Origin of the sequence: Falsiroseomonas sp. (genome assembly GCF_030695085.1) — a bacterium.
Lineage (GTDB): Bacteria > Pseudomonadota > Alphaproteobacteria > Acetobacterales > Acetobacteraceae > Falsiroseomonas.
Window position 1 is genome coordinate 45918 of sequence record NZ_JAUYTS010000142.1, and the last position, 9274, is coordinate 55191.

The 9274-nt window shown below is 67.6% G+C and carries 10 protein-coding genes; 4 read left to right on the forward strand and 6 right to left on the reverse strand.

The window, feature by feature from the left end:
• Positions 1 to 9 precede the first annotated feature (9 nt).
• From Q8S40_RS15205 to Q8S40_RS15225, 5 genes are read right to left on the reverse strand one after another with little or no spacing between them, the layout of a single operon-like run.
• Positions 10 to 687, reverse strand: a complete 678-nt coding sequence (locus Q8S40_RS15205) for an NUDIX hydrolase (protein WP_304812100.1) — start codon at positions 685 to 687, stop codon at positions 10 to 12.
• A complete protein-coding gene (locus tag Q8S40_RS15210) occupies positions 680 to 1492 on the reverse strand; it encodes a nitroreductase family protein (RefSeq protein WP_305671049.1) in 813 nt (270 codons plus the stop codon). Before Q8S40_RS15210 ends, Q8S40_RS15205 begins: the two co-directional genes overlap by 8 nt.
• 22 nt (positions 1493 to 1514) lie before the next feature.
• Complete coding sequence (locus Q8S40_RS15215; RefSeq protein ID WP_305671050.1) at positions 1515 to 3557, reverse strand: acetate--CoA ligase family protein; 2043 nt, start codon at positions 3555 to 3557, stop codon at positions 1515 to 1517.
• Positions 3554 to 4705, reverse strand: a complete 1152-nt coding sequence (locus Q8S40_RS15220) for an acyl-CoA dehydrogenase family protein (protein WP_305671051.1) — start codon at positions 4703 to 4705, stop codon at positions 3554 to 3556. The genes Q8S40_RS15215 and Q8S40_RS15220 overlap by 4 nt, the downstream gene beginning before the upstream one ends.
• Positions 4705 to 5616 (reverse strand): SDR family NAD(P)-dependent oxidoreductase, encoded by a 912-nt coding sequence (locus tag Q8S40_RS15225; RefSeq protein WP_305671052.1) that lies wholly within the window; start codon positions 5614 to 5616, stop codon positions 4705 to 4707. The genes Q8S40_RS15220 and Q8S40_RS15225 overlap by 1 nt, the downstream gene beginning before the upstream one ends.
• A 113-nt stretch (positions 5617 to 5729) precedes the next feature.
• Here Q8S40_RS15225 and Q8S40_RS15230 point away from each other — a divergent pair, with 113 nt between their 5' ends.
• The 4 genes from Q8S40_RS15230 to Q8S40_RS15245 are packed head-to-tail and all read left to right on the forward strand — an operon-like array spanning position 5730 to position 8573.
• Positions 5730 to 6500, forward strand: coding sequence for an ABC transporter ATP-binding protein (locus tag Q8S40_RS15230; protein ID WP_305671058.1), 771 nt, complete (start codon positions 5730 to 5732; stop codon positions 6498 to 6500).
• Positions 6493 to 7254, forward strand: coding sequence for an ABC transporter permease (locus Q8S40_RS15235; protein ID WP_305671053.1), 762 nt, complete (start codon positions 6493 to 6495; stop codon positions 7252 to 7254). The genes Q8S40_RS15230 and Q8S40_RS15235 overlap by 8 nt, the downstream gene beginning before the upstream one ends.
• Before the next feature lie 20 nt (positions 7255 to 7274).
• Positions 7275 to 8228 carry an ABC transporter substrate-binding protein gene (locus Q8S40_RS15240; RefSeq protein WP_305671054.1) on the forward strand — a complete coding sequence of 318 codons (954 nt, stop codon included), beginning with the start codon at positions 7275 to 7277 and terminating at the stop codon, positions 8226 to 8228.
• An 18-nt stretch (positions 8229 to 8246) separates the two neighbouring features.
• The gene (locus Q8S40_RS15245; RefSeq protein ID WP_305671055.1) at positions 8247 to 8573 is read left to right on the forward strand and encodes a hypothetical protein; all 327 of its coding nucleotides are present in this window, start codon (positions 8247 to 8249) and stop codon (positions 8571 to 8573) included.
• Positions 8574 to 8579: 6 nt separating this feature from the next.
• On the opposite strand, the gene Q8S40_RS15250 is transcribed toward Q8S40_RS15245, so the two are convergent.
• A partial coding sequence (locus Q8S40_RS15250; protein WP_305671056.1) for an alpha/beta fold hydrolase occupies positions 8580 to 9274 on the reverse strand: 695 nt, incomplete at its 5' end.

A 9274-nucleotide genomic window follows, 5' to 3' on the forward strand; every position in this document is an offset into this window, starting at 1 on the left:
GGCCGCCGCCTACCCGTCGCTCATCCGGTTATCCTGGCCGCGAAAGACAATGCGCGGTCGTTCCGCGCGCCGCTCCGCCGGCACCTCCAGCCATTCGGCAAATTCGCCAAGAATCTTGGCCGTGATATCCGCCAGCTTCGCCGCCCGCGCCGCGCGCAGCCCGTACCAGGCCAGCCCCTCCAATTCCCCGGACCCGCTGATCTCGCCGCGCACCGCCTCGGCGGGGGCGATCAGGAAGCGGGCGTTGAAGCGCATGCTGCGCGTCGTCGGCGTCACTGCGCGGCAAAGATAGTCCAGCGGCGCGAGGTCGGCGAGCAGCCGCTGCCCCTTCCGCTCACCCAGCAGCAGCCCGGTTTCCTCATACAATTCACGCACCGCCGCCACGCCCAGCGCGCGCGCCAGCGAGGGCTTCGCCTGATGCGCCAGCAGCCCGAAGGTTTCCGGCTTCATCTCGGAAAGTGCCTTCACGCCATGGTCGCCGCGATCCACCCGGCCGCCCGGAAACACCAGGATGCTCGGCATGAATTTGTGCTTGGGGTGGCGCATGCCCATCAGGATCTCGGGCTCGCCGGAGCCCTGGCGCCAGACGATCAGGCTCGACGCATGGCGCGGCACCACGGTGCGCTTGCGCGGGCCGGGGATCAGGTCACCGGTGCCGCCGGGGTTGTCGGCCGTCGCGTCAGCCAAGGTTGATGCCTCGCGTCGCCAGCCAGGCGCGGAAATTCGCGCGTTCCGGCACGGAAAGCTGCCGCGCCGCATTCTCGGACCAGGTGCAGCCTTCCGGCTTCGGTCCATGCACATCCGGATAGCGCGGCTTCCCCGGCGGGCGCAGCGCATCATAGGCGGGCAGGGCGGCGGCGAGCCTGCTGTCATCGTAGGTTTCGCGATGCACCACCACGGCAGGCGGCAGCCGCGGCGAGGTCTCGTTGCGCTTGTCCGGGAAGCCCAGCGTCAGCCCGGCCAGCGGAAACACCCCCTCCGGCAGCCCGAACAACCCCTGCACCAGCGCCAGGTTGTTGCGGACATAGGAGATCGGGCAGGTGCCGAGGCCCATCGCCTCCGCCGCCATGATTCCGAAGCCCATCGCCAGCGCCGCATCGGCGCTGGCATTCAGGAAGGTGTCGATGCTGTCATTGCCATGTTCGCGGCCCTGCGCCGCGCAGACCTGCCGCCCGCGCCGGATATCGCCGCAGAACAGCAGCAGCACCGGCGCCTGCTTGATCCAAGGCATGGTGCCGATCGCATCCGCCACCTGGGCGATTTTTTCCGAATTGCGCGTCACCAATATCGAATATTGCTGCAGGTCCGATTTGGCGGGCGCCGATTGCGCGCCGGCCAGAATCAGGTCCAGCAGCGCATCCGGCACCGGGTCCGGCCGGTAGCTTCGGGTCACCCGCCGGTCCAGCAGCATGGCCAGGCCGGCGGGGATTTCGGCGGGAGGGGTGAAGGGCAGGGCGCCGTAGCGGGCGCGGATCAGGGCTTCGGCATCCATGTTCCGCAGCCTGCCATGACAACTACCGCAGCACCACCCAGGCATCGGCGACCGTCACGCCTTCGCCCGGCCGGCCGATGATCAGCGGGTTGATCTCCGCCTCCGCCACCTGCTCCACGGAAGCGAGGCGGGACGCCGCGACCACGGCCTGCGCCAGCGCGTCGAGGTCGCCCAGCGGCAGGTTGCGCCAGCCCGAAAGAGGCTTCAGCGCGCGCACCTCCGCAATCATCTCCCGCGCCGTGTCGAGGTCCACCGGCGCCAGGCGCAGCGCGATGTCGCGATGCAACTCGGACAGCACGCCGCCGGCGCCGAGCAGCACCACCGGCCCCACCTCCGGGTCCCGCCGGAAGCCGAGAATGGCCTCCGCCAGCCCCTTCGCCATCGGCTGCACCAGCATTCCGGTGATCTTCGCCCCTGGCGCCGCCGCCGTGACGCGCGCCCGCATGGCGGCCGCGGCCTCCCGCAGCGCATCGGCGTCGGCGATGTTCAGCGCGACGCCGCCAACTTCCGTTTTGTGCGCCAGGTCCGGCGACAGGATCTTGAGCGCGACCGGATAGCGCATGCCATCCGGCGGCGAGTCCTGCATGACGGCGAAGGGCGAATCCAGGCCAAGCGCCGCGAATACGCCGCGCGCATCCGCCTCATCCGGCCGTGCCGGCAGCGTGATGGCCGGTGCGGGCAGCTCGGGAATAGCCCGCGGCGCCTGCCAGGCGCAGAAGGCGTTGATGCAGTCGGCGGCGGATTCGGCGGTGCGGAAGGCGGCGATGCCGGCCTCCGCCAGCAGGCGCAGCGACGCCTCCGCCTGCGGCGCGAGGAAGGCGGCCACCGGCTTGCCCGGCACCTTCACCCCCTCGACAATGCCCGCCACCGCATCCTTCGGCCGGAACTGTGCCGAACTGCCGATGACGGCCAGCACGAGGTCCGTATCCTCCGCGGCCCGCAGCGCATCCAGCGCCGCCATGACGCGATCCGGACGTGCGCCGGCCAGCGTCAGGTCCAGCAGCCGCGCATGCGCGTTGAACTTTGCGGATTCCAGCTTCGTGGCGGCCTTCGCATCCGGCTTGCGCGCCTCGATCCCCAGCACGCCGAGCGCATCGACGGCCAAGGCACCGCCGCCACCCGTCGTTGTCATTACGCTGACCGCGCGGTGGCTGCGTGCCGGCGCGCGCCGCCCGGCGACCAGCAACGGAAGTTCCAGCAGCGACTCCAGCATGGAAACGCGTAAAATTCCATGCGCGCGGAAGAAGGCATCCGCCGCCGCATCGCTGCCCGCCAGCGCGCCGGTATGGCTGGTGGCAAGCTCCGCACCGAACGGGCTGCGGCCGAGCTTCAGCGCGATGATCGGCTTGTTCAGCGCGCGGGCCTTGGCAGCGGCGGCGGCCATCTGCTCAGGCGCGCGGATCGCTTCCAGGAACAGCGCGACCGCATCCACATCCGGGTCATCCAGCAGCAGGGAGGCGATCTCGCCCGCCGTGAGATCGGCCTCGTTCCCCGTGCCGATGAGATGCGAGAAGCCCAGGCCCCGCGCCGCGCCGCGCGACAGCAGCGCCCCCATCATGGAGCCGGATTGCGAGACCAGCGCGACGCGCCCGGCCGGCAGATCCTCCGCCTCCAGCGCCGCATTGGTGGTCAGCGCGGTGCGGGCGTTGAGATTGACCACACCCATCGAATTCGGCCCGAGCAGCCGCAGTCCGCTGGCCTGTGCGGCGGCCAGCACGCGGGCCTGCAAGGCAGCCCCTTCCGGCCCCGCTTCCGCGAAACCATCGGCCAGCACACAGGCCACCGGAATGCCGCGGGCGGCACAGGCCGCGACCTGCGCCTCGACATTATCCGTGCCGAGCAGAATGTACGCAAAGTCGATTTCGCCCGGAATATCGGCCAGCGAGGCATAGGCGCGTTCGCCCAGCACCTCCGCCGCGCGCGGATTCACGGGGAACAACTCCCCGGTAAACCCATGCCGGCGCAGATAGCGCTGCGGCCGCGCCGTCAGCCGCTGCTCATCGGCGGAAGCGCCGATCAGCGCGATGAGGCGCGGATTGAGAAGCGCCTGCGCCAGAGGTGTCACTTGGACGGCCTTTGAGAAAAACTGCGGCCAAAGACGCCCTCGGCGATGCGGTTCTTCATCACCTCCAGGCTGCCGCCCGCGATCATCCAGCCGCGCGTCTTGCGCACGCAATACTCGATCAGCAGGTCCTGGCTATAGCCCGTGCCGCCCATGATCTGCATCGATTCGTTCGAGCACATCCACCCCGCCTGGTTGCAGGCGTATTTCGCCATGGCGACGTCCTGCGCATCCGGCAGCCCGTCCTTGGCGCGCACGGCGGCGCGGTACAGCAGCAACTGCGCGGAATCCAGCGCGACGCGCATCTCCGCGAACTTCCATTGCAGGCCCTGGAATTCCATCAGCGCCCGGCCGAACTGCTTGCGCTGTTCGGCATGCGCCTTGGCCTGGCGGAAGCAATATTCGCCCAGCGCCAGCGCGCGGGTGGTGTTGCCGGCACGCTCCACATTGAAGCCCGCGATCTGCTTGCGGAACCCGCCCTCACCGAGCAGCAAATTCTCATCCGGCACGAAGACATTATCAAAGTACAGCGCGCACCAGGTCTCGCCATTCATGTAGCGGCTGGGCTGGCCGAGGCGAAAGCCCTCCATCCCGCGTTCCAGCAGGACGGAGCCGATGCCGTTCACGCCTGGCCCGAAGCGGCAATAGATGACGAAGACGCCGGCATCCTCGGTGTTGGAGGTGAACACCTTGCCGCCATTCAGTAGATAGCCGCCCTGCACCTTGGTCGCGGTGGTCTTGAGGTCGGTCAGCGCCGATCCCGCATCCGGCTCCGTCATGCCGACCGCGGCAATGGTCTCGCCGCGCAACAGCGGTTCGAAATAGCGCTTCTTCTGGTCCGCCGTCGCGTATTCCGCGAAGGTGCGGAACGCGCCGAAATTGCCGGCCTGCAGCACATCCGCGCTGCGCGGGCAGACATAGGCGATCTGTTCCATCGCCAGGATCGCATCGAACAGCGTGCCGCCCTGGCCGCCATCCGCCTCCGGCACCATGATGCCGAACAGCCCGTTCTCGGCCATCAGCTTCGCCACATCCCAGGGGAAGCGCTCATCATGCGCGCGCGCCAGCGCATCCTTCGCTAGGTTCTGCTCGGCAAAGCGGCGGACGGAATCCTGGAACGCAACCTGTTCCTCGGTGAGTGAAAAATCCATCAGACGGGATCCCAGGAAAACACATCGCCGGAGCGATCGAGCGGCAGGAAATGGCTGCGGAGCGCGGGTAGGGCGGTCTCGGCGATCGTCTCCGGCGTCCAGCCCTCGCCGCGATGCGTGGAGCGGATCGGCCGCGGCTGGCTGAACAGGAACAGCTCATTGTGCCGCGCGGCGAAGATCTGCCCCGTCACGTCCTTCGCGGCATCACTGGCCAGGAACACCGCCAGCGGCGCGTTCTTGTCCGGCGTCATCTGCTGCAAGCGCGCCACGCGCGCCTTCTCGGCCTCGGTGGAGGATGGGATGGAACTGGTCATGCGCGACCAGGCGAAGGGCGCGATGCAGTTGGACCGCACGCCGAAACGTTGCATGTCGAGCGCGATGGATTTCGACAATGCCGCCACACCGAGCTTCGCCGCCGAATAATTCGCCTGGCCGAAATTGCCGATCAGGCCGGAGGTCGAGGTCATGTGCACATAGGCGCCGGAGCCCTGCTTGCGAAACTGCTCCGCCGCCGCGCGGCTGACGAAGAAGCTGCCGTTCAGATGCACATTGATGACCGCCAGCCATTCCTCCGGCGACATCTTGTGGAAGATCTGGTCGCGCAGGATTCCGGCATTGTTCACCACGATGTCGATGCGCCCGAAGGCATCCATCGCCTGCGCCACGATCCGCTGCGCGCTGCCCCATTCCGCCACGCTGTCGGTATTGGCCACGGCCTTGCCGCCGCGCTGGTGGATGATGGCCACCGTCTGCTCACCGGGGGTTGCGGAGGTCGGCCCCTCGCCGGTCAGGCTCGCGCCGATATCGTTCACCACGACGGAGGCGCCCGCCAGCGCCATGGCGACCGCGATCTCCCGCCCAATGCCGCCGCCTGCCCCGGTGACGATTGCCACCTTGCCTTCGAGCATCATCCGTTGCCTCCTATCCGTGCAGCCCGCTTCTAATCCCCCGTCGAAGGAGCGTGAAGCCGGGTTGCCGCATCACGGGGGTGCCGTAAACTCAAGCCTGGATACAAGTGGGGGACATGGTGGGCTTCGTGGAGCTGGATGGGGTCGGCATGACCTTCCGCGGGCGCACCGGCGCCTATGAGGCCGTGCGCGACTTCAACCTGGAGTTGTCGGAGGGCGAATTCTTTTGCCTGCTCGGCACTTCGGGCTGTGGCAAGACCACGGTGATGAACATGCTGGCGGGGTTCGATACGCCCACCGCCGGCCAGATCCGGCTGGAGGGCAAGCCGGTACGCGGACCCGGCGCCGATCGGGGCGTGGTCTTCCAGGGGCATGACAGCCTCTATGACTGGCTGACCGCACGGGACAACATCGCATTCGGCCTGCGCCTGCGCGGCATGGGGCGCAGCGAAAGGCGGGCCATCGCGGACCGGTTCCTCAACATGGTCGGCCTGACCGGGCAGGGGTCCAAGCACCCCTCCGAGCTTTCCGGCGGGATGAAGCAGCGCATCCAGATCGCCCGCGCGCTGGCGAATGATCCGCGCATGCTGCTGATGGACGAGCCCTTCGGGGCGCTGGATGCGATGACGCGCGCGGTGCTGCAGACCGAACTCTCCCGCATCTGGTCGGAGAACCGGAAGACAGTGCTGTTCATCACCCATGACATCGAGGAAGCCTGCGCGCTGGCGACGCGCGTCGGCGTGATGAAGCGCGGCCCGGGCGGCACGCTGAAGGCGGTGGTGCCGATCGACCTACCCTATCCGCGCGAACGCACCTCGGACGCCTTCATGGCGAGTTTCCGGCAGGTACATGAACTGATTCATGCGGAGATCCACCCGCATGAATAGCCGATCCGCCACCGTCATCGGCTATGTGCTGGGCTTCGCGCTGCTGTTCGTCATCTGGCACCTGGCCTCGCAATACCTGGTCAGCTCCGTGCTGTTCCCCTCGCCCTTCCCGGTGTTCGAGCGCGGCTGGGTGTTGCTGGAGGAAGGGCTGCTGCAGGAATCCATCTGGGCCTCGATGCGCCGCATCATCCAGGGCTTCCTGCTTGGCTCCGCCATCGGCATCCCCGTAGGCCTGGCCATTGGCAGTTTCCGGCCGGTGCGGCTGCTGCTGGAGCCATGGACGGAATTCTTCCGCTTCATCCCTGCTGTGGCGATGATCACCGTGGCGGTGATCTGGTTCGGCATCGGGGAGGAGAGCAAGATCTTCCTCATCGCCTATACCACCGTCTTCGTCGTGATCATCGCCACGGCGGCCGGCGTCGGTGCCGTGGGGCGGGACAAGATCCGTGCGGCGCAATGCCTCGGCGCCAACAAGTTCCAGGTCTTCGCCCTCGTCGCCCTGCCGGCGACGGTGCCCTACATCCTGACGGGCATGCGGCTGGCGATGGCGAATGCCTTCGTCACCATCGTGGCCGCCGAACTTGTCGCCAGCAATGATGGGCTCGGCAAGATGCTGTGGGATGCCCGTCTGTTCATGCAGGTGGAGGATATCTTCGTGGCGCTGATTTCGCTCGGCCTGCTGGGCTTCGCGACGGACCGCGTGTTCCGCCTGCTGATCCGCGCCTTCGCGGGCCGCTTCAACCCGACCATGTGAAAAACAGGGAGAACAAGAATATGCTTCGCCGAACCCTTCTCGCCGCTGGTGGCGCCGTGCTTGCCGCCCCCGCCTTCGCGCAGAACGCGCCGATCAAGATGACCATCGCCACCGGCGTGGACCCATCCTTCGCGCCCTATTACGTGGCGCGGGAGGGTGGCTTCTTCACCCGCAACGGGCTGGATGTGACGGTCAATACCGGCCCCTCCGGCTCCGCCATGATCGCCTTCCTGATCGGCAACCAGATCAACTCCGCCTATGGCGCCGAACAGGCCGGCGTCTCCGCCCATCTGGTGGACCCGAATGTGGTGGCGGTGGCTGAGGGCACAGCGCTGCTGCGCTGGATCAGCGTGCTCGGCCGCAATGTGGAGAATATGGAGGCGCTGAAGGGCAAGAAGGTCGGCGTCGCCCGCGGCACCGGCAGCGAGACCTTCTGGCTATCGGTCGTCTCCAAGCTCAACCTGAACCCGGCCGACTACACCATCGTCAATGTCGAGGCGCCGGAGATGGTGGCGGCGCTGGAGCGCGGCAATATCGACGCCTTCGCCGTGTGGGAGCCCTGGCCGACGCGGGCGATGCGCGCCATCCCCAACACCAAGATCCTGGTTTCCAACGAGCAGATCCAGATCGTCCGCAACTTCGTCTACATGAACAAGGGCTGGGCGCAGTCCAACATGGAGGCGACGACCCGGCTGATGCGGTCCCTGATCCAGGCGCAGGAATTCATCGCCGCGAACCCCACCGAGGCCGCCGCCCAGGTCGCCCGCTTCCTGCGCCAGGACCGCGCCTTCATCGCGGAGCTGATGACCAAGGTCGAGTACAAGATGAACCTGACGCCCGACAGCGTCGGCAACATCCAGCTCGCCATTGACCAGCTGCGCGGCATGAACCGGCTGTCCAAGGAAGTGACGCCGGCCGAGGTGATCTGGAAGGAACCCCTCGCCGCCGCCGCCGCCAACCGCGTGCTGATCTGACGCGAAGGGCCGGCCGGGGTGATCGACGATATCGAAGCCACTGGCCGGCTGCAGGCGCAGATCGAGGCTGCGTTGCCATTGCCCGCGCGCCCGACACCGGAGCTGCTCGAGATGCTCCGGCAGCAGAGCCCGGCCATGAAGCTCGCGCCAAGCTGCCGCATCGTGGCGCTCAGCTATGCGGGGGACGAGGGCGGCATCGTCTGCAAGCTGGATTTCGGCGCGGATGAGACGGGCCACGCGGCCTATGTCTCCCTCACCCATCTGCGCTTCGACCCGCGCCTGCCGATGGCGCGGGCGATAGAAGACTATCAGGTCCGGCGCGTTGAGCGGCTGCGCCAGGCCTAGGGCCGCCTACTTCTCCGCTGCCGCAATAATTCCGCCGGCCAGGCTGGCCGGAATGCGGTTGGTCCAGCGGCCGCAATCAACCTGCGTCACGAAGTCCAGCACCGCGCGGTTGAAGGCGTCCGGGTCCTCCAGGTTCATCGTGTGCCCGCATTTCGGCATCACCAGCAGCGCGCTGCTGCGGATGGTGCGCTTCAGATACAGGCTGGCTTCCAGCGTGGGGTCGTCCTCATCGCCCGCGATCACCAGCGTCGGCACCGTCATGGCGCGGAACTGCGCCTCCAGGTCGAACAGGCTGGGGCGGCGGCGCTGCACGCCGTTCATGGTGAGTGCGGAGCCTTCCGTGCTGTGCTCGCAGAGTTGGGCCTGGAATTCCGCATAGCCGCGCGGGTCCTTCTCCTCGAACACCAGGCGGGTCGGGCCGCGGCTGTAGGTCAGGCCGAACCTGTCCATCCCCTCCGCCCGGATGCGGGCGATGGCGGCGTCCGTCTCCGCATGGAACTGCGCCGTCTTGCCCGGGGCGGCGCCATAGCCGACGCCGGCGGCGACCAGGCTGCGGGCAAGGTCCGGATGCCGCAGGCCCATATGCAACGTGGCGAAGCCGCCCATGGACAGACCCACCACATGGCTTGGCCCGAGGCCCAGCCCCTTGATGATTGCGGCGATGTCATCCGTCGCCCGGTCCTGGCTGTATTTCGCCGGGT

What these genes read in the sequence shown, in the direction of transcription:
- Q8S40_RS15235 (WP_305671053.1), top strand. Translation starts at nt 6,493, where the DNA reads ATGAATAGCCGATCCGCCACCGTCATCGGCTATGTGCTGGGCTTCGCG.
- Q8S40_RS15225 (WP_305671052.1), bottom strand. Translation starts at nt 5,616, where the DNA reads ATGATGCTCGAAGGCAAGGTGGCAATCGTCACCGGGGCAGGCGGCGGC.
- Q8S40_RS15220 (WP_305671051.1), bottom strand. Translation starts at nt 4,705, where the DNA reads ATGGATTTTTCACTCACCGAGGAACAGGTTGCGTTCCAGGATTCCGTC.
- Q8S40_RS15230 (WP_305671058.1), top strand. Translation starts at nt 5,730, where the DNA reads ATGGTGGGCTTCGTGGAGCTGGATGGGGTCGGCATGACCTTCCGCGGG.
- Q8S40_RS15210 (WP_305671049.1), bottom strand. Translation starts at nt 1,492, where the DNA reads ATGGATGCCGAAGCCCTGATCCGCGCCCGCTACGGCGCCCTGCCCTTC.
- Q8S40_RS15240 (WP_305671054.1), top strand. Translation starts at nt 7,275, where the DNA reads ATGCTTCGCCGAACCCTTCTCGCCGCTGGTGGCGCCGTGCTTGCCGCC.